General features: G+C 60.5%; 20 protein-coding genes and 2 pseudogenes. 12 read left to right on the top strand and 10 right to left on the bottom strand.

The window, feature by feature from the left end; translation table 11 throughout:
- The first annotated feature begins 50 nt into the window (after window positions 1-50).
- A complete protein-coding gene (locus tag KZH41_RS16800) occupies window positions 51-614 on the top strand; it encodes a cysteine hydrolase family protein (RefSeq protein WP_094950136.1) in 564 nt (187 codons plus the stop codon).
- Window position 615: 1 nt separating this feature from the next.
- The gene (locus tag KZH41_RS16805) at window positions 616-1,713 is read left to right on the top strand and encodes an NAD(P)/FAD-dependent oxidoreductase (protein WP_263273146.1); all 1,098 of its coding nucleotides are present in this window, start codon (window positions 616-618) and stop codon (window positions 1,711-1,713) included.
- Here the strand turns inward: KZH41_RS16805 and KZH41_RS16810 are convergent.
- The 3 genes from KZH41_RS16810 to KZH41_RS16820 are packed head-to-tail and all read right to left on the bottom strand — an operon-like array spanning window position 1,668 to window position 3,032.
- On the bottom strand, window positions 1,668-2,132 hold the full coding sequence (locus KZH41_RS16810) for an NUDIX hydrolase (RefSeq protein WP_263273148.1): 465 nt from the start codon (window positions 2,130-2,132) through the stop codon (window positions 1,668-1,670). The two genes, KZH41_RS16805 and KZH41_RS16810, sit on opposite strands and share 46 nt — an antisense overlap.
- Window positions 2,125-2,580 (bottom strand): bleomycin resistance protein, encoded by a 456-nt coding sequence (locus KZH41_RS16815; protein WP_263273149.1) that lies wholly within the window; start codon window positions 2,578-2,580, stop codon window positions 2,125-2,127. Before KZH41_RS16815 ends, KZH41_RS16810 begins: the two co-directional genes overlap by 8 nt.
- 20 nt (window positions 2,581-2,600) lie before the next feature.
- A complete protein-coding gene (locus tag KZH41_RS16820; protein ID WP_263273150.1) occupies window positions 2,601-3,032 on the bottom strand; it encodes an HIT family protein in 432 nt (143 codons plus the stop codon).
- A 148-nt stretch (window positions 3,033-3,180) separates the two neighbouring features.
- Here KZH41_RS16820 and KZH41_RS16825 point away from each other — a divergent pair, with 148 nt between their 5' ends.
- Window positions 3,181-4,533, top strand: a complete 1,353-nt coding sequence (locus tag KZH41_RS16825; protein WP_263273152.1) for a PBS lyase — start codon at window positions 3,181-3,183, stop codon at window positions 4,531-4,533.
- A 216-nt stretch (window positions 4,534-4,749) separates the two neighbouring features.
- Here KZH41_RS16825 and KZH41_RS16830 read toward each other — a convergent pair.
- Window positions 4,750-4,863 (bottom strand): annotated as a pseudogene (locus KZH41_RS16830) (FAD-dependent monooxygenase); the annotation flags it as partial.
- Here KZH41_RS16830 and KZH41_RS16835 point away from each other — a divergent pair.
- The 3 genes and pseudogenes from KZH41_RS16835 to KZH41_RS30500 all read left to right on the top strand — a co-directional run bounded on the left by KZH41_RS16835 (window position 4,861) and on the right by KZH41_RS30500 (window position 7,149).
- Complete coding sequence (locus tag KZH41_RS16835) at window positions 4,861-5,058, top strand: hypothetical protein (RefSeq protein ID WP_263275146.1); 198 nt, start codon at window positions 4,861-4,863, stop codon at window positions 5,056-5,058. The pseudogene KZH41_RS16830 and the gene KZH41_RS16835 sit on opposite strands and share 3 nt — an antisense overlap.
- Window positions 5,059-5,289: 231 nt before the next feature.
- A pseudogene (locus tag KZH41_RS30495) lies at window positions 5,290-6,294 on the top strand (cache domain-containing protein); the annotation flags it as partial.
- Between the two features lie 87 nt (window positions 6,295-6,381).
- Window positions 6,382-7,149 carry a methyl-accepting chemotaxis protein gene (locus KZH41_RS30500; protein ID WP_406979655.1) on the top strand — a complete coding sequence of 256 codons (768 nt, stop codon included), beginning with the start codon at window positions 6,382-6,384 and terminating at the stop codon, window positions 7,147-7,149.
- Between the two features lie 27 nt (window positions 7,150-7,176).
- Here KZH41_RS30500 and KZH41_RS16845 read toward each other — a convergent pair whose 3' ends face one another.
- From KZH41_RS16845 to KZH41_RS16855, 3 genes are all read right to left on the bottom strand, one after another.
- The gene (locus tag KZH41_RS16845) at window positions 7,177-7,947 is read right to left on the bottom strand and encodes a nucleotidyltransferase domain-containing protein (RefSeq protein WP_263273156.1); all 771 of its coding nucleotides are present in this window, start codon (window positions 7,945-7,947) and stop codon (window positions 7,177-7,179) included.
- Window positions 7,944-8,423 carry an AAA family ATPase gene (locus KZH41_RS16850; RefSeq protein WP_083358595.1) on the bottom strand — a complete coding sequence of 160 codons (480 nt, stop codon included), beginning with the start codon at window positions 8,421-8,423 and terminating at the stop codon, window positions 7,944-7,946. The genes KZH41_RS16845 and KZH41_RS16850 overlap by 4 nt, the downstream gene beginning before the upstream one ends.
- Window positions 8,424-8,631: 208 nt before the next feature.
- Window positions 8,632-9,660 (bottom strand): UV damage endonuclease UvsE, encoded by a 1,029-nt coding sequence (locus KZH41_RS16855; protein ID WP_263273157.1) that lies wholly within the window; start codon window positions 9,658-9,660, stop codon window positions 8,632-8,634.
- 232 nt (window positions 9,661-9,892) lie between these two features.
- Here KZH41_RS16855 and KZH41_RS16860 point away from each other — a divergent pair, with 232 nt between their 5' ends.
- Window positions 9,893-10,318, top strand: a complete 426-nt coding sequence (locus KZH41_RS16860) for a DUF2231 domain-containing protein (protein WP_263273159.1) — start codon at window positions 9,893-9,895, stop codon at window positions 10,316-10,318.
- Window positions 10,315-11,607 (top strand): PQQ-dependent sugar dehydrogenase, encoded by a 1,293-nt coding sequence (locus KZH41_RS16865; protein ID WP_263273161.1) that lies wholly within the window; start codon window positions 10,315-10,317, stop codon window positions 11,605-11,607. The genes KZH41_RS16860 and KZH41_RS16865 overlap by 4 nt, the downstream gene beginning before the upstream one ends.
- 31 nt (window positions 11,608-11,638) lie before the next feature.
- Here the strand turns inward: KZH41_RS16865 and KZH41_RS16870 are convergent, their stop codons facing one another.
- Window positions 11,639-12,547, bottom strand: coding sequence for a LysR substrate-binding domain-containing protein (locus KZH41_RS16870; protein WP_242150111.1), 909 nt, complete (start codon window positions 12,545-12,547; stop codon window positions 11,639-11,641).
- Between the two features lie 92 nt (window positions 12,548-12,639).
- Here KZH41_RS16870 and KZH41_RS16875 point away from each other — a divergent pair, with 92 nt between their 5' ends.
- Window positions 12,640-13,662 carry an EamA family transporter gene (locus tag KZH41_RS16875; protein ID WP_263273164.1) on the top strand — a complete coding sequence of 341 codons (1,023 nt, stop codon included), beginning with the start codon at window positions 12,640-12,642 and terminating at the stop codon, window positions 13,660-13,662.
- Window positions 13,619-14,494 (top strand): alpha/beta fold hydrolase, encoded by an 876-nt coding sequence (locus tag KZH41_RS16880; RefSeq protein ID WP_094950147.1) that lies wholly within the window; start codon window positions 13,619-13,621, stop codon window positions 14,492-14,494. The genes KZH41_RS16875 and KZH41_RS16880 overlap by 44 nt, the downstream gene beginning before the upstream one ends.
- 178 nt (window positions 14,495-14,672) lie before the next feature.
- On the opposite strand, the gene KZH41_RS16885 is transcribed toward KZH41_RS16880, so the two are convergent.
- Window positions 14,673-16,076 carry an MFS transporter gene (locus KZH41_RS16885; protein ID WP_263273165.1) on the bottom strand — a complete coding sequence of 468 codons (1,404 nt, stop codon included), beginning with the start codon at window positions 16,074-16,076 and terminating at the stop codon, window positions 14,673-14,675.
- A gap of 143 nt (window positions 16,077-16,219) precedes the next feature.
- Window positions 16,220-16,750 (bottom strand): GNAT family N-acetyltransferase, encoded by a 531-nt coding sequence (locus tag KZH41_RS16890; RefSeq protein WP_263273167.1) that lies wholly within the window; start codon window positions 16,748-16,750, stop codon window positions 16,220-16,222.
- Window positions 16,751-16,903: 153 nt separating this feature from the next.
- Here KZH41_RS16890 and proP point away from each other — a divergent pair, with 153 nt between their 5' ends.
- Window positions 16,904-18,406 (top strand): glycine betaine/L-proline transporter ProP, encoded by a 1,503-nt coding sequence (gene proP / locus KZH41_RS16895; RefSeq protein ID WP_094950150.1) that lies wholly within the window; start codon window positions 16,904-16,906, stop codon window positions 18,404-18,406.
- 52 nt (window positions 18,407-18,458) lie between these two features.
- A complete protein-coding gene (locus tag KZH41_RS16900) occupies window positions 18,459-18,965 on the top strand; it encodes a GAF domain-containing protein (RefSeq protein ID WP_263273169.1) in 507 nt (168 codons plus the stop codon).
- The last annotated feature ends 128 nt before the right edge of the window (window positions 18,966-19,093 follow it).

A 19,093-nucleotide genomic window follows, 5' to 3' on the forward strand; every position in this document is an offset into this window, starting at 1 on the left:
TGTACGCGAGGGCTGATATGTTTCGCCTCTGATCAGCAAAAGGACATGCCATGGAACCGTTAGCGACAAATGCAGCGCTGGTGATCATCGACATGCAGCAAGGCATGAACGACCCGAAGCTTGGGCGTCGCAACAACCCGGATGCCGAACAGCACATCCAGCAGCTTCTGAACGCCTGGCGGCAGGCTCAACGCCCGGTCATCCATGTGCGGCACATATCGCGCACTCCCGGCTCGGTATTTTGGCCGGGCCAGCCAGGCTGCGAATTCCAGCAAGCGCTGGCGCCGCTCAAGCATGAACACGTGGTGGAAAAAAACGTTCCGGATGCATTCACCGCCACCGGCCTGGAACGCTGGCTGCACATGCGTTCGATCAAGCAACTGGTGATCGTTGGGGTGATCACCAACAACTCCGTGGAATCTACGGCGCGTTCCGGCGGCAACTTGGGCTTTGACGTGATCGTGGCCGGGGACGCCTGCTACACCTTTGATCAAACCGATTTGTCGGGGCGGCTCTGGCCTGCCGAGGATGTGCATGCGCTGTCCCTGAGTAACTTGGCGATGGACTACGCCAGGGTCGTCGACACGGCGCAACTGTTGGCGGTTGGAGATTGAGATGGGCCAACACATCGTGGTCATCGGCGCCGGCATAGTGGGTGCGTCACTGGCCTATCACCTGGCAGGCAAAGTCGCGCAGGTCACCGTGGTGGAAGCCGGTGAAATCGCCTCGGGCGTCACCGCCACTTCGTTCGCCTGGATCAACACCTCGCACAGTGCGCCCGACCCGATCGCCGCCTTGCGCGGTGCAGCCATCGGCGAGTTTCGCCGCCTGCAACGCGAACTGCCTGACCTGCAGATACGCTGGACCGGGGCCTTGTGTTACGGCGCAGGCACCGATGCAGCCTTGCAGGCCACGGATCACGCCTCTTCGGCCACTCCGGTGCCGCGCTCACAGATTCTTGAGCTTGAGCCGACCTTGAAGAACCCGCCTGAACATGCCTTGTTCAAAGCCGAAGAGGGTGCGTTGGACGCGGTGCAAGCCACGCAGGCGTTGATCTCAGGTGCCCAGGCGCTGGGGGCGAAAGTGCTCACGCACACGCGCGTATTGGGTTTCAGAACGGTGAATGGCCAGGTAACCGGCGTCGAAACCGCGACGGGCACACTGGAGGCCGATGTGATCGTGCTCGCCGCCGGCACCGGCATCAAGGCGCTGACGGGCATGCTCGGCGCACCGCTTGCAGTTGAGGCCTCGCCGTCGGTGTTCATCCGCTACGCAGCACAGCCTGGCCTCGTGAATACGCTTATCTCCAACACGGAAATGGAGGTGCGCCAAACGGCGGATGGCACGTTGCTGGTGGCAGAAGACTACCGGGGCGACGCCGTGGAGGATCATCCGTCAGCAATTGCACTGCACACCGGCAAAGCGATCTGCAACGAACTCAGGGGCGTGCGTTCACTTGAACCGCAAATGGCCTGTGTCGGGCTCAGGCCCATCGCGGTGGATGGGCTGCCTGTGATCGGCTACTTACCCACGGCCGGCGGTGTGTACGTGTGCTCGATGCACCCCGGCGTGGCGCTGGCGGCAATCGTCGGGCGCCTGGCCAGTGAAGAAATTCTCGACAGCCAGGCACATGCCTCACTGCTGCCCTGCCGGCCAGCGCGCTTTTTTCAAGACGCCGCAGCGTCAAACACACCCGCGTCCACCAGTATTTGAGACAGGTCCTGCGGCCATACCGTATCGGTGGTTGAGCGCAATTGGTCTGCGGTCCACCAATGGTGATCGGCCATGACCAAGGCCTCTTCCTGCGTCCATTCGTCTCTTAAAAGCACGGTATTGGGCGCCTGCACGACAAAGAACTGCTCAATCGCCAACACGGTTTCGCCACTGGGCAGCATCAGCGGAAAACTGCGCTCTGCCACAGATGCTTGAACAGCGCTGAGCACAATGCCGGTCTCCTCGCGCAATTCACGTAGGGCCGCCGCGTGAAAGCTTTCGCCCTCCTCGACGCCGCCACCCGGCGTGGCCCAGTAATTTTTGCCGGCCAATGCACCGTCCTTATGCACGAACCTGAAAAGCAGGACGTCGCCAGCGGGGTTGATCACCAGTAATCGGGAAGCCTTTCGTTCACGCATTTGACGTTGTTCCTTTTTGAAAAGCGTTACTCTCGCGTTCACCCAGCCGCTCAACCAGCCGCACCAGATAACCATCCGGGTCCTGCACCAGGAACTCGCGCTGGCCGACCTCGATTTCGCCCGCCCTGTACCACACGTCTTTGCTTGCCGTGAACAAGGGATACGCCGCAGCGCCAAGCCGCTGAATAACCGCGAGTACGGCCGCAACGTCGATTTGCAGGTTCATACCGCGCCCAAACGGCGGCTCCAGCGCGCCGGTTTGCCATTGATTGGCGAGCGGGTCGACTTGCTCAAGCATCACCTGCGCGCCCTCCAGATCGAGGTAGGCGAACCCGTCCTCCAGGCGTTGATAGGCAACCTTGAAACCCAGGAGCGCCACCCAGAATTCCAGGCTCTTATTCAGATCCGTAACCATCAGTTCTGGGACGAGTTTATTTCGTTGCATCATGCGCTTGCTTCCATTGCGGGTTAACGGCTGATCAACTGTGCGATTTTCTTACGCAGGTCGCCGTGCTGTTCTTCAGCGTAAGGTGTAGCGGTTTTCCAGTCGTAGAACCAGACGGGCATCTTACGTTTGTCGGCCGGTTCCGAGGCGTAGCGAGGGAAAATGTGGCAGTGCAGTTCCGGCTCGGAGTTGCCCAGAATCTCATAGTTCATGCGCAGCGCGCCGGTCGCCTCTAGCACGGCGTCGCCCAGGCGGGCCATGTCGAGCAGGTAGATCGTGCGGGCTTCGGCGTCCAGGTCGTTCAGGCTGGCAACCACCGGGTCGGGCAGCAACAGGCAGTAACCCGGCAGAAACTGCACATCGCCCATCACTGCCCAGCCGGACGCCATACGGCAAATGACTTTATCGTTGGCGCCGTTACGGGCCAACGCGACGCGTTGCGTAATCAGGGGCATGGTTATCCTTAGAGGCAATGAAAGTGCCGACCACATATTAGCCACGCTTCAGACCGGTTGGCGGCGCAAGTCGTCGCGTGAAGCAGGTTCGATCATCAGGTACAGTGTCAAACACCTACACGGTATCAATGCACAGAAGGGATTTTGCGTGAGTACTCCACAGGACTGGCTGACGAGGCTTAAGAACCGGCAAGTGCCTGTACTCTCTTGGTCGGATCATCGCCGTAATGAAGCTTTAGCGTTGCTCGCGCACGCTGAGAGCACCGGCAACTGGGTAGAACTCAGTCGCCATTACAACGGTTTTATCCGCGAAGTCGCTGTTCGTGAGCTGTGCCGCCAGTCATCCCCCGAAGCCTTGGCAGCGTTGACTGAGCGCCTGAACGATTGGGTGCCGCAGGTCAGGGATATGGCCAGAGCTGGGTTGGCCCCTTACCTGTGCTCGCCCCAGGCTACAGCGTTGCTATATGTTCTGGAGCCCGTGATGGCCTTAGCTGCGTGCCAGCGGGTGGATCATGCGCCAACACTTGCCGCTATCCGTGCGGTACTACAAGCGCCTGACGCCCATGATCAGGTCTACGCGCACTTCCTTGCGCAGCAAGGTAAAGCGGCGCGTTATCTGTTTACGCTGTTACTCGAAACAGCATCCGACCCAACCGTACTCCTGCGCGCGGCCCTCGCCCACCGGGAGCTGACGACCCGGCTGCAAGCCGTATCAGCCTGCAAGTCGCTCCCCGCTGAAATCGCCCTGCCACTGCTACTTGAAGCGTTGTCACGACCGGGTGCCAAAGTACGCGTTTGCGTGCTGCACGCGTTACTGCCTATGCTCGCCGACCCGAAACCGCTACTGCGTGACGCCTTGCTCGATGCATCTGCAGCGATACGCAACCTCGCGCGTTGGGCGGCTACCCGCTACGGTATCGATCCCAACGCGGTCCTAAACCAACGATTAACGCAGGCGCTGCCCAACGCAAAGCGCGATTGGCTCGGCGTCCTTGGCCTGGCGGCAGAACTGGGCACAGTGCTTACCACGCCCTGGAGCACTCAGGCGCTGGAGTCTGACTACGCTACGGTCCGGCAAGCCGCCATTCACATGTTGCAAGACGACTCACGGGGTATCTTTCTTGCCGCGCTTGAGGACACATCGGACAGGGTCTTCAGAGCGGCCATCGCTAAACTGAACAGGCAGCCTTGGGCCCGTGTGAGCGGCGCATTGAGCGCAAAACTGGACAGCGATTGGCACCCACTGCCGGCGCCACGGCGCAACGCCATCTTTGCGCTGTTCCCCAGTTGGCAACAACTAGCCTACCTATTGAAGCGGCTGGACGGCGAACCCGTGGTGCAGGCGTATTGGCTACGCCACGTGCATGAGTGGATTGACCGCCAATACCTGATAGTCGACCCGGTCACGTCCAGGACCGACCGCAGCGCATTGGTGAATACGCTTCATACCTTGGCCGCAAGCGGTCTTATCACTGCCGGCCAACTTGCCCGCGTTACCTGAATGAGCACACGCCCCATGCGAATCACCTGCCTTCACACCGCAGCCAGCAACATCGCTTGGACACATCAAACAACCGCTACGATTGCCCGGCAGCGCCGCGCAGCTGTGCATCCGGCGCGCGATGACCGGCGTGCGCCGGCGCAAGTGACGAGTGCGCGTAGCCGATATCCAACTGATGCACTTCCCTGCCCCGGCGAATGTCGCCACGTTGCGGTTGTCGAGCAGCGGCTCGGGTGCAACGTTGGCCACCGCCGCCAGTTTCAAACCCAGGTTATAGGCATCCTGCACGCCGGTATTGAGGCCCTGACCACCGGTGGGCGGATGAAGATGAACCGGCCACAGCGCGACGAAGCCATGGTGCGCAAGGCCATGACCGACCGCGTGGATGACGCCCGCGAGCGCATTGGCGTGTCGATCTTCTCGACCTGGGACGAAGGCGATTTCGACAACTTGGTGCGGCTGATGCGCAAGTTCGCCGAAGAGATCAAGGCAGACTCGATACAGGCCACCCAAGACATCAGCTGAGAATATTTTCAGGACAATCGTGCTTCTTGTTGTACACAAAATATCGCTAAAGATTTGCAGCTCACTTGCCGAAACAGCGAGTGATAGCAAATCCTCGCCTCGCCTCCCGAGTCGACGATTTGGCCGCCCTTCCCGCTGATGGTCGTCCCGATGAAAATAAAAAATAGGCTGGTGCTTGCTTTCGTATCCGTCGCCTTTATCCCGGTTAGCCTGGTCGCGGTGATCTGCGTAATGAACACGCGAAGCCAGGCGGTCGAGCAGTTCATTGATGGCAGCACCCGCGAAATACGCCAGATCGATGGCAACATCCGGCAGTTTTTCGATGGCACGCTGCAGAACGTCGATCTAATGTCCGCAGATCCTGTATACACTTCCGTTAACACGCTCAAGGATTACCAACCCGCCAATGCCGCCAGCCAACCGATGCCGGCGCAGGCTCAGCAGGTGATCGACCAATTCGCGCGCTTCGGCGCCACCCATCCTTCAGCGGCGATCCTGTCCATCGGCCTGGAAGACGGCACCTACGCCAAATGGCCCGACGACCCACAACTGGCCAAGTACGACCCGCGCACACGTCCGTGGTACAAGGCCGCCATGGCCAGCCCGAACAAGACCGTGCGCACCCCCGCTTACTATTACGACAAAGATGCAGTGGCGTTGGTGGGCACCGCACGCGCGTTGCTGGATAACGCCGGCAAAGCCAAAGGCGTGTTTGTGGTCAGTGTGTCGCTGAAGAACCTCACCGAGTTGCTCAAGAGCATCAAGCTGGGTGAAAGCGGCTACGTGATGCTGATCGAAGACGGCGTGGTGCTGGTTGACCCACGCGATGCCGCACACAACTTCAAGCCGCTCAAGGACCTCGGCGCACCTTACGCGCAGCTGGCTCAGACGCCGCAGGGCTCCACCGAAGTGGTGATTGATGGCGTGCGTTACATGGCCAACATCTGGACCTCACCCGGCCTCGGCTGGCGCTACGTCGGGCTGATCGAGTACAACGAGGTCATGGCGGCAGCCACGCGTATGACCTACCTGACCACCGCCATCGTGGCAGTGCTGGTGTTGATCTTCGGGCTGATTGCAGCGGCGTTTTCCAAGGTGATCGTCAAGCCTATCGGCCAGGTCAGCACCGGCTTGCAGTCCATCGCCCAAGGCGAAGGCGATTTGCGCCATGAACTGCACGTACAAGGCAAAGATGAAACCGCCGAGTTGGCCGGCTGGTTCAACAAGTTTCTCGCCGCGATCCGCCAGTTGATCCAGCACATCGGCGCAGCCTCGACCAACTTGCAGGACGCGTCGCGAGTCAACAGTGAAGTGGCGCACAACATGAACGAAGCCGCCGGGCGCCAGCGTGAGGCGGTCGAGTTGGTGTCGACCGCGTTCAATGAAATGGTCGCCACCGCCAACGAAGTCGCGCGCTCGTGCAGCGGCGCGGCAGAATCCGCTGAGAACGGCCACCGCCGCGTCGCCGAGGGCAAGCAGCAGATCGAAGTCACCACCGACAACGTCAACCGACTGGGCCGCCGCCTGACCGAGTCGTCCCAGGCCATGGTCGAGTTGGAAGCCGGCAGCCGCAGCATCAACCAAATCCTCGGCACCATTCGCGCGATTGCCGAACAGACCAACCTGCTCGCGCTGAACGCTGCCATCGAAGCCGCCCGCGCCGGTGATCAGGGCCGTGGGTTCGCTGTGGTCGCAGATGAAGTGCGCGCGTTAGCCAAGCGCACCTCAGACTCCACCAGCGAGATCGAACAACTGCTCGGCACCCTCGGCAGCAAGACCGAGGAAGTCACGCAGAAGATGAGCAGTTGCCTTGACCTGTCGCGCGCCAGTGTGTCCTCCATCGAAAACGCGCGGGACAGCTTTGAGGGCATCCAGTTGTCGGTAAATGAAATCCGCGACCAGAACCTGCAGATTTCGGCCGCCGCCGAAGAGCAACACAGCGTGGCCGAAGAGATCAACCGGCATATCCAGCAGATCTATGACGAGGCGCGCTTGGTGGAAAGCCTGGCCAGCTCCGCGCAAGATGATTCTGGGCGGCTGGCCAACTTGTCGGATGAGCTGAACGGTTTGGTGGGGCGCTTCAAGTCCTGAAGCGTGCGGCGCTGAAGCTCCGCGAACCTAGACCTGCACTGAAACCATCCAGCTCACAAAGACCTGCAGCCGCGCGAAAAACGCCTCGCGCTCGGCGCTCGGGTTGCGCGCCTCAAACAGGAAGTAGGCGATCTGGATGCGCATGGTCGGGTAATGCTGCACGAACAAGGCAACATGCTCTTCGAGGGTTTGAGGCCAACCTGAGGCATCGGCCGCGCGCAACGTGTGCGTTGACCGAATCAACTTGCGTGCCGCTTCGCGCTGCAAGCGAAGCCGCTCGGGCGCGCTGCTGGCATGTTCGATGCGCGTGAGGTAGCCGTTCAACACCGGCTCAAAATCACCATTGAGCGCCAGGGCGATGTCACGCGAGGGCGCAAACGGTTCGAAGCGCAGCGAGAGGTCATCGCCCCACAGGCAACGGCAGTGATGCTTGAGCCAGAAGCCCCAGCGATTGCGGTTCTCGGGCGCCAGCACTTCGGCGCGGTGGCCGATATCGAAGTCGATCTTCGTCACCCCTTCGTGCCGTTGTTCCAGCGCCTGGCGCAGCTGTTCCAACTGCTCGAGTACTTGCGCGTCCGGCGGGTCAGTCAGTACCAGCGTGAGATCAAGGTCGGACTCGCCTGGGCTGGCATCGCCCCTGGCGACACTGCCGTAGAGATAAACGCTGTGCAGCCCCAGCCCTGCGGGTGACAGAGACGCGCGCACATCGGCCAGCAACGATTGGAATTCAGGTTGGGTGGGCGCATCGGCAACCGTCAGCACGCAACCATTCACATCGACACCTTGAACGGCGCTCATGGGCGATGCACCTCAATCACCAAACCTTCGGCCTCACTCGGCACACAGAAGTGCCGGGTGATCAGGTCAAACTCGGCATCGGTTGCGGCAAAATCATGCTCGCCCAGGGCATTGCGCGCATGCAGGCGCGCGCGGCACGTGGCGTCGTCCAACTCGAGGTAGTGCAGGCGGTGCGGCACCTGAGCGGTCTGCGCCAGACCGAGCAGCCATTCGCGGTTGGCCAGTGTGTTAGCGGGAAAATCCAGCACCACGTTGACGCCCGATTGCAGCAGGTTGCTCACCAGCGGCCCCAACACCCCGCGAACACGCTGGGCGCAGCGCAGATAATCGGCAACCGACAGGATCTCACCCGGATAGAGCTGCGCGAGCCAGTGATCTTCGCTGAGCACGACGGCGGCGTGCTCGGCGGCCAGGGTTTTAGCCAGTGTGGACTTGCCGGAGGCGATCTTGCCGCACAGCAGATGCAGGGTTGGCATGGAGCGGTTCCTTATGTCGGGCCATCAAGCGTTATTGCCCGTCAATTAAACGATAGCGTGGGCAGCCGTTAACCTGTGGCGAGGGAGCTTGCTCCCGTTGGGCCGCGAAGCGACCCTAAAACGCAGTCCAACGGGAGCAAGCTCCCTCGCCACAGTGACAGTGCTAAACCTTAACGGGCCGGTATTAGCCACCCAGCATGCCATTTTTTCACGCCGAACGATGTTGCCAATACTCATAAAATGCCAAGGCCGCGACGTTCTTGTCTTTGGCTTCGAGCATGATGTCGAAGCGCTCAAGAAACTGCAGCGCGTAATCATTGGTCCAGCGGTTCCACATTTGCGCGCTGTGGGCGTATAAGTCGCGCTTGGAAACCACCTGCAACAGCGCGCCCATCTCCAATTTTTGCTCGGCGTCAAAACCCAGTGTTTGCAGGCTTTCCTGAGGCTGGGAGTAATGCATCGTGGGGCGCACGCCGCGCCAGCTGTCGATCACGCGGGCGACGCGTGACGAATCGGGGTCGATGTATTCGTCTTCGTTGATCCAGCAGTGGTGGATGTCCAGCACCACTGGCGCCAGGTCGGCCACTTGCAGGCAGTGGTCCAGGCCGTAGGTCTTTTCGTCGTTTTCGAAAGTGATGCAGTTACGCGCCACCTCGGACAAGCGTGCCCACACCGCACGCGTGCCTTCAACGCCCAAACGGCCGGCGATGTGCAGGTTGCACTTGAGGTCCTGAAAGCGTCGGCCGTAGCCCATCATGCGAATCATGTCGGCGTGGTATTCGAACTCAGCCACACTGTTTTCCACCACGCCGGGGTTGTCCGAGCCCAGCACGCAATATTGGCCAGGGTGGAATGACAGCCGGATATCCGCGGTGCGCGCCAGGTCACCAATCGCGGCGAAACCCTCGATCAGTTGACGTTGAATGGCCGGGTCCTTGTACACATCCGCCACTTTCGGGTGGCTGTAGAACGGCAACAAATCACTGCTCAGGCGCAGCATGCGTAGCGTCGCCGGCAGCTCGGCGACATAGGCGAGCAGGCGTAATTGCGCTGCCAAATTATGTGTCACCACCTCAACCAATTTGCTGCGGGCGACCTGGGGTTCAACGCTGTCCATCCAGCGCAACGTCGTGGTGCGCGGGTTGAAAGGGCCTTCGATCATCTTGAGCGCACTGGCTGATGGCAGGCGTTCAGGGTGTTTGTACTGGCAGGCAAAGCCGATGCGAGGGTGGGTCATGGAAAGGCCTGGAAATGAGCGATCGTTAAGAATATACGAAGTTAGGCGCACGGCGCTGCCAGGGGTTCACTTAACCACCTTAACGCGCGAATCAAGTTGAATCTCGCTCGCCACAACAAACATCACGACACGAAGCCTCAGTGAACTTTCTTACAAGCACCAGGCTCCTTTCCTATGCGAAGTCATCGTGCCCTGATTCCAGGGTGCTGAACGATAAGGAGCCGCCACCGACATGACTACCCTCCCCGCCTACCCCACCGTCAGACCAGGCCCGCTGCATTCAATGCTGCTGGCCGGCAGCGTACCGTTGTTTCTCGGTGCCTTGCTCAGTGACATTGCCTACGGCCAGACCTACCAGATCCAGTGGGCCAACTTTGCGTCCTGGCTAATCGCCGGCGCCCTGGTATTCAGTGGCTTTGCGCTGTTGTTTGCGCTGGTCAACCTGCTGTGTGCCGACCACAAGGCCGGGCGCCCCACGGCTTATTTTCTACTGCTGTTGGCCGCTTGGGTGCTCGGGCTGGTCAACGCCTTTCAGCATGCCAAGGACGCTTACGCCATGATGCCGGGCGGCCTGATCTTGTCGGTGATCGTCACGGTGCTGGCAATCGCCGCCACCTGGATCGGCCTGACCAATCTGCGCGCAGGAGTTGCCAAGTGAAAACACTTCATACCCTAAGCGTATTGAGCGCTGCCCTGTTACTCACGGCTTGTGGCGGTGAAGGCGACAAAACCCAGGCCCGCGGCCCCGACCCTAAATTACCCGAGCAACAAAGCAGCCTGCTGCCGAGCATGAAAATTGCCGAGCCGGCGCCGTGGGGCGAGCAGAAACCCAAGGTACCCGACGGCTACAGCGTCACCGCCATTGCCACTGACTTGGCCATCCCGCGCCAAACCCTGGTGTTGCCCAACGGCGACATCCTCGTCGCCGAAGGCCGTGGCGGCAGCGCGGCCAAGCTCAAGCCCAAGGACGTGATCGCCAGCCTGATCAAGGCCGAGGGCAATACCAAGGTCAAGGGTGGCAACCGCCTGACACTGCTGCGCGATGCCGACGGTGACGGCACGTATGAACTGAAAACGGTATTCGCCGACAACCTCAACGCGCCCTACGGCCTGGCCTTCGCTGACGGCAAACTCTACGTCGCCAACCAAGACGCGCTGGTGCGCTTCGACTACACCGATGGCCAGACCAAAGCCAGCGGCCCGCCAACCAAAGTCACCGACCTGCCGGCGCAGATCAACCACCACTGGACCAAGTCCCTGGCGGTGAGCGAGGACGGGCGCCAGCTCTACGTGGGCATAGGCTCCAACAGCAACATCACCGAGCGTGGCATGGAAGTGGAAATCGACCGCGCGATGGTCTGGCAGATCGACGCCGCCACCGGCGCGCACAAACCCTACGCCACCGGCATTCGCAACCCCACCGCGCTGACCATCCAACCCGGCACCGGCCAAGTGTGGGCGGTAGCCAACGAACGCGATGAACTCGGCCCGGACCTGGTGCCGGACTACCTGACGTCGGTGCGCGAAGGCGCCTTCTATGGCTGGCCCTACAGCTACTGGGGCCAGAACGTCGACCCGCGCGCGCAACCGCAGAACCCAGCGAAAGTCGCCAGTGCGATCAAGCCGGATTACAGCCTAGGCTCCCACGTTGCAGCGTTGGGCGTGGACTTCTCCATCCCTGCCCTGGGTGAGAAATTCGCCGACGGCGTGTTTGTCGGCGAGCACGGCAGTTGGAACCGCGACAACCCGGTGGGCTACAAAGTGATCTTCGTGCCCTTCAGCAATGGCAAACCGGCGGGTGAGCCGATCGACTTCGCCACCGGCTTTCGTGGGGATGACGGCAAGACCCGTGGGCGCCCGGTGGGTGTGACGGTGGACCCTAAAGGTGCGCTGATCATCGCCGACGACCTGGCCAATACCATTTGGCGCGTGACACGTAACCCATAGCCCTTGCAGCACAGGGGCGGTCGCGCCCCTGTCAGCCATCACCCTGCAATTGCGCTTCAAGCCAGGCCAGCAGCGCCACAACCTCGCTGCGCGGGCCTGTGCCTTGCTGCCTGTAGACCGAAATCGCCTCGGGCAAATGCACACTCTCGGCGCAGGGTCTTACCAACGCCCCACTTTCAATCAAGCGGCTGGCGGTGCGACGCCAGCCCATGGCGACACCGTGCCCCTCCACAGCGGCTTGCAACATCAGCGGGTAGCTGTCGAAAGTGGCACTGCGCGCATCCACGGCCAATACCTGACCAAACACTTGCAGCCATTCACCCCACTCCATCAAGTGCGGTGGCGCGGCGCTGTGGTGCAAAAACGTGTGGGTGCGCAATACGCTGAGCGGCAGGGGTTGTTCGGCGCTGAGATACGCAGGGCTGCAGACCGGAAACACCTCGTCAGAAGCGGTGAACATCAAGGGGTGGGCGCCACTGGCACGCCGGGTACTTTGCAGGGCAACGTCGAAGTGGTCATTGAACTCAGTGAGCGGCCGGGTGGAGGTCACCACCTGGATTTCGATGTGCGGGTATTGCTGGTGAAACGTCGACAGGCGCGGCATCAACCAATAAAACGCCTCGCACAGCTGGCAGAGCAGGACCACACGACGGTGGTCAGTGGACGCGCGCAAACCCGCAGCGCCGTCACTGATGCTGTGCAGCGCATGGCTGACCACCTGCCCCAGTTCACGCCCTTCCTGGGTGAGGAAGACCGCGCGATTGCGCCTATAAAACAGCTTCACCCCCAGATTATCTTCCAGCCCGCGAATTTGCCGGCTGACAGCGGCCTGGGTGATGTGCAACTCATCCGCCGCCTTGGAGAAACTTTCCAGGCGGGCCGCCGCTTCAAACGGTAGCAAGCTGGCGAGGGGCGGCAAGTTTTTGCCAAGCGTATTCATAAGCTGAGGTTATGCATCCTGGGTCGAGAACTCGTTTGTAGCACAGCCCTGTGGGTGTGCACCATTAATCCATTACCTCATGGATACCTCTGATGACCTCAACGCGAACCTCTGTTTTCACCGGTGTGCTACTGGCCAGTGTTGCCACACTGGGCTGGGCGCTGAACTTCATCGCCCCCTACGTCACCGGTGACTACAGCCTGTATGACCTGATGACCGTACGGTTTCTGCTGGTCGGTGTGCTGGGCGTTTGCGGGATGATCCTGTGCCGCGCTCAACTGCGATTGCTCAGCCCAGGGCAATGCTGGCTCGCCGCAGCGCTTGGCGCATCCGGTTGCCTGGCGTACGGCGTGTGCATCGCCGCAGGCGTTATGTTTGGTGGCCCGGTATTGACGCCTGCCTGTGTCGGCATGGTGCCGGTGTTACTGGCCCTGGTCGGTAACGCCCGCAACAAGACAGTGCCCTGGCGTCGGCTGGCGGCGCCGTTATTGTGCCTGACCGTGGGGCTCTTGCTTTCGAACATCAGCAGCCTGCACCAACCGGCGTTAAGTGCAGTTTCGTGGCTGGCCGGCCTGTTTTTTTCGTTGAGTGCGGTTGCCTTGTGGCTGGGGTTCAGCGTGGTTAACCAAAAACACCTGACAACCCTTCCTGCCCAAGCCACCGGCCTCTGGACCGCGTTGATGTTGGTGGGCGCCGGCGGCACTGCCGCCTGCCTGTTGCCGGTGCTCTATGCATTCGACCTGCTCCAGCTGCCAACCCTGGGATTTGGCCTCCCTCAGGCAGGTGCGCTGTATGCCTGGAGCCTGATCATCGCAGTGATGTCCACCGTGGCCGGTGCCTGGGCCTGGAACGCAGCCACCCGGCGGCTGCCGATGGTGCTCAGCGGCCAATTGATCGCCCTGGAATCACTGTTCGCCACCCTGCTCGGCCTGTGGTTCCACGGTCGTGGCCCTTCTGTCATGGAAGCCACGGGGCTGGCGGCGGTGCTGGTCGGCGTGGTCTTGGCGGTGCGTATTATCCTGACAGGCGCAAAGCCCGTCTTAACGTTGAACACTGATGGGAGACCCAATGATGACCTGCACCCGCGACTCACTTGCACTGCCCGAAACCTTTGATTTTCAAGGCCAGGCTATCCGCTGGGGGCAAATCGGCACAGCCGGGCCCGCGTTAGTAATGGTGCATGGCACGCCCTTCTCGTCCCATGTATGGCGGCGTATTGCGCCGTTGTTTTCGCAGCGTTATCGCGTGTTCTATTACGACCTGCCGGGCTATGGGCTGTCGGCAAAAAAACCGGGCCAGGATGTGTCCCTGGGTGCGCAAAACACCGTGCTGGCAGCGCTGCTTGAGCATTGGCGTCTGGAGCGCCCGCACGTGCTCGCCCATGACTTTGGCGGCGCCACCGCGTTACGCGCGCACCTGTTAAATGGCTGCGAGTACGCCAGCCTAAGCCTGATCGATCCCGTGGCGATTGCCCCCTGGGGCTCTGACCTGATCCAGCATGTGCGCCGTCACGAACACGCATTCAGCGAAGCGCCGCCTTACATTCACGAAGCGATTGTGCGCGCCTATCTCCAGGGCGCCGCCTACACGCCGTTGCCTGCCGAGGTACTGCAAGCCTATGTCACGCCGTGGACCGGCGAGCAAGGCCAAGCGGCTTTTTACCGACAGATTGCGCAGATGGATCAACGCTACACCGACGAGATCGAGCACCGACTCGGCGAAATCCGCTGCCCGGTGTTGCTGCTATGGGGTGAAGAAGACGCTTGGATCCCGGCCGCTCAGGGCGACGTGCTCCACAGCAGGATCACCGACGTCACCTACCTGCGCATCCCGCTAGCGGGGCATCTCGTACAAGAGGACGCGCCAGAAGCCATCGCAGCTCATCTGGTCCATTTTTTAGAGCCAGCCCTTTCAACATCGTTGAAAAAACCAGCCCTATTTGACTAACACCCGTCAGTTAAGGGCAAACACTGCAACTGTAGCAATCTGGCTCACCATGGCGAGCGGGCTTGCCCCGCGTTGGGTTGCGAAGCGACCCCAAAATGGAACTGCTACGCAGCCCAACAAGACAACCCGAGAAGCTACAGTGCACGCCCACGCTGCCACCAGCGCGGGCATGCGCAGCTCACAAATCAGTGATTTCCTTATGGCGTGGCACCAGCGCCTTCATCACGCTCCACGCCACCAGGTACGCCAGCGCACAGATCGCGAACATGATCATGTAGCCGGTATGAATGTCGTTGATGGACTTGTAGTAGTCGAACACCCAACCGCCAATCTTGGTCATCACCACACCGCCCAGCCCACCGGCCATGCCGCCGATGCCGACCACTGAGGCCACGGTTTTCTGCGGGAACATGTCGGACACGGTGGTGAAGATGTTGCACGACCACGCTTGGTGTGCCGAGGCGCCCACGCCGATCAGCAGCACCGGCACCCAGAAGCTCAGGTAGCCGAACGGCTGCGCCAGCAACACCACCAGCGGGAACAGTGCGATGACCAGCATGGCTTTCATGCGGCCGTCATAGGGTGCATCGCCACGGGCCATGAAGTAGCTGGGGAACCAGCCGCCGCCGATACTGCCGACCATGGTCATGCTGTACAGCACCGCCAGCGGCATCACGATATCGGCGCCTTTCATGCCGTATTGCGCCGACAGGTAAGTCGGCAGCCAGAACAGGAAGAACCACCACACGCCGTCGGTCATGAACTTGCCGAAGGCAAACGCCCAGGTCTGGCGATAGGTCAGTAGCTTGAACCACGAGACTTTTTTCGGGATTGTACCGGCGGGTTCAGGCGTGAACGGTTGCACCGTCTGGTCGCTGCGGATATAGGCCAGTTCTGCGGCCGACAGGCGTTTTTGCTGTTCCGGTTTTTCGTAAACCATTGCCCACACCGCGACCCACACAAAGCCCAACATGCCAATGACCATAAAGGCCGCTTCCCAACCCCACATTCCGGCAATCAAGGGCACACAGATCGGCGCCAGGATCGCTCCCACGTTAGCCCCGGAGTTAAAGATACCGGTGGCAAATGAGCGTTCTTTTTTCGGGAAGTATTCGGCGGTGGCCTTGATCGCAATGGGAAAGTTACCCGCCTCGCCAATCGCCAGCACCGCGCGTGACAGCATGAAGCCGGCAATCGACACCGGGATCACCGCCAGGCCGATGGCACCGCTCACGGCAGCGATGCCCTCACCCATCGGCACCGAGAACGCATGCATGATCGCGCCGGTGGACCAGATACAGATCGCCACCACATAGGCGGCCTTGGTGCCGATCTTGTCGACAAACCGCCCGGCAAACAGCATGGAAATCGCATAGACAAACTGGAACACCGCCGCAATGTTGGCGTAGTCCGTATTGCTCCAGCCAAATTGTGTCGACAGCTGCGGCGCTAAAAGGCTGAGGACCTGGCGGTCGAGGTAATTGACGGTGGTGGCGAAGAACAACATCGCGCAGATAGTCCAGCGATAGTTGCCGACGGCCGTGCCGACGCGATGGGCGTTGAGGGGCTCATTCAAATTCATGGCATCACTTTTTATTTTTGTTAGATAGGACATACGCAACGTCATATGTCGTCGTACAACCGTGACTTTTATAGCGAGCTCCCAGAACGCTGTCAATCTGAAGGATTGCGGTTTATCTAGGTGTCAGGCGGGTACTAAAATACTCAGCTAGCAGAGGTTGTAGGATGACACAGGCGAAAAACCAGGCTCGGCGCCTGGCCCGACACATCGTCGAGCGCGCCAAAGGGCTGCATGCCAAGCTTTTCCAACACCCGAATTGAGGCGCCGTGATCGGGCCGCACCAGCCCGAATACCTCAGGCAAGCCGAGGGTTTGGAACGCCATCGCCAATGCATCACGCCCCAGCTCAGTGGCGTAGCCCTGCCCCCAGGCCTCGACGGCGAAGCGATAACCCAGGTTGATGCGCTGCTCGGTCAGGTAATTGAGGGGTGCCACGCCGCCAAAGCCAATGATGTGCTCCGGTGCCTCGCGGCGCGCAATCGCCCACCAGCCGTAGCCTTGGGTAGCCCACTGCTCGCGCCAGTGATTGAGCAGGCGTTGAGCGTCGGCCAGGCTGGCCATCGGGCCCGCAGGATTGAACAGGTTGGTCTGCGGGTCGGCGAAGATCGCGAACAATCGCTGCACGTCGCGGGGTTCGGGCTTACGGTAGGTCAGGCGTGAGGCGGTGACAGGCATTCGGATAATTCCCTGTTGAAGCCATGAAGTTCAATTCATTTGCAAAAAAAAGCAAATAGAGGTGAATTATTTCATGTCTGGTTGTATCTGAACTGACAGAGCGGTGCCATCGCAACGATGGCACCTCCCCTGTTCAGTTTTAGAGTGGCCCGCATGAAATTACGTAAGAAAAGCGTCAAACCCATCGGATTGAAAGACATCACCATCGTCGACGACGCCAAGGTGCGCAAGGCAATCACCGCCGCCGCACTGGGTAACGCCATGGAATGGTTCGACTTTGGCGTCTATGGCTTTGTCGCCTACGTACTTGGCAAAGTGTTCTTCCCCGACGCCTCGCCCAGCGTACAAATGATCGCCGCCTTGGGCACCTTCTCTGTGCCGTTCCTGATTCGCCCATTGGGTGGCCTGTTCTTCGGCGCCCTGGGTGACAAATACGGGCGGCAGAAAGTCCTCGCCGCCACCATCGTCATCATGTCCTTGAGCACCTTCGCCATCGGCCTGATTCCCGGGTATGCCTCGATTGGCATCTGGGCACCGATCCTGCTGCTGCTGTGCAAAATGGCCCAAGGGTTCTCGGTAGGCGGTGAGTACACCGGCGCCTCGATCTTCGTCGCCGAATACGCGCCGGACCGTAAACGCGGGTTCCTTGGCAGTTGGTTGGACTTCGGCTCCATCGCCGGTTTCGTGCTTGGCGCCGGTGTGGTGGTACTGATTTCCACCATCCTGGGTGAAGCCGACTTCGAAGCCTGGGGCTGGCGCCTGCCGTTCTTCCTCGCCCTGCCCCTGGGCCTCATCGGCCTGTACCTGCGCCACGCGCTGGAAGAAACCCCAGCCTTCCAGCAGCACATGGACAAACTCGAGCAAGGCGACCTCCAAGGCCTGACCCACGGCCCCAAAGTGTCGTTCAAAGAGGTCGCCACCCAACACTGGCGCAGCCTGCTGACCTGCATCGGGATCGTCGCGGCCACCAACGTGACGTACTACATGCTGCTGACCTACATGCCCAGCTACCTGTCGCACAACCTGCACTACAAAGAAAACAGCGGCGTGCTGATCATCATCGCGATCATGGTCGGCATGCTGTTCGTGCAGCCGTTCATTGGTTTTATCAGCGACAAGATCGGCCGCAAGCCCTTCATCATCGCCGGCAGTGTCGGCTTGCTGTTCCTGTCGATTCCGGCGTTCATGCTGATCACCAGCGGCAAGATCGGCCTGATCTTCGCAGGCCTGCTGATCCTCGCGGTGATCTTGAACTTCTTCATCGGCGTGATGGCCTCGACCCTGCCCGCAATGTTCCCCACGCATTTGCGTTACAGCGCGTTGGCCAGTGCGTTCAACGTCTCGGTATTGATCGCCGGTATCACCCCAACCGCCGTGGCGTGGCTGGTGGAAAGCACCAACAACTTGTTCATGCCCGCCTACTACCTGATGGTGTTTGCGGTGGTCGGCCTGATCACCGGCCTGACCATGAAGGAAACCGCCAACAAGCCCCTGCGCGGCGCGGCACCGGCGGCCTCGGACATGGCCGAAGCCAAGGAAATCCTGCAAGAGCACCACGACAATATCGAGCAGAAGATCGAAGACATCGACACTCAAATTGCCGAGCTGGAAGCCAAGCGCCAGAACCTGGTGCAGCAGCATCCACGGATTAATTAACCCCTGACCGTGCGTGGCGGCCCGCGCCGCCACGCCATTGGAGTGCTTAAGCATGGTTCCAAGCGTCACCGCAGCACACGCGTTACTCAGCGCCGATGAGCGCGCTGCCATCGCCGAAATCGAAGCCACCACCAGCGTCCTGCAATTGGTTACCCGCCTGACCGGCATGCGCTTTGCCGGTATCGCCAAATTCACCGACCAGGAATGGGTGGTGTGCTCGGCCTATGACCCGCTGCAAATGGGCATTCATGTCAACGACGTACTCGACCTGGAAACCACGCTGTGCAGTGAGTTCTGCATCGACCCTCAAACATTGTTCATCCCGCAAATCAGCCAGAACGGCCGGTTTGCCGCACGCCCGGTGGTCAAGCAATACGCCATCGAAAGCTATGCCGGCGCGCCGATCTTCCTGCCCGATGGCCGCCTGTTCGGCGCGCTGTGCGCCCTGGATTCGCGGGCGATGCTGTTTGACGACCCTAATCTGCCGGAAACCCTGAGCCTGTTTGCGCGGCTGATCGGTTGTATTTTCTACGCTAATTTGACGGCGGCTGATCAGTGATACCTGAGTTCGAAAGTTGTGGCGGAAGTTGGTTGTCTGCCCCATCTGCCTGCATTCCCCGCAGCAAACGCGTATTGGCGTGATCACGCAGAAAAAATGCACGGTGAAGAAAACCCAATTAAGAAGAG

Source organism: Pseudomonas sp. YeP6b (assembly GCF_025642995.1).
Taxonomy (GTDB): domain Bacteria; phylum Pseudomonadota; class Gammaproteobacteria; order Pseudomonadales; family Pseudomonadaceae; genus Aquipseudomonas.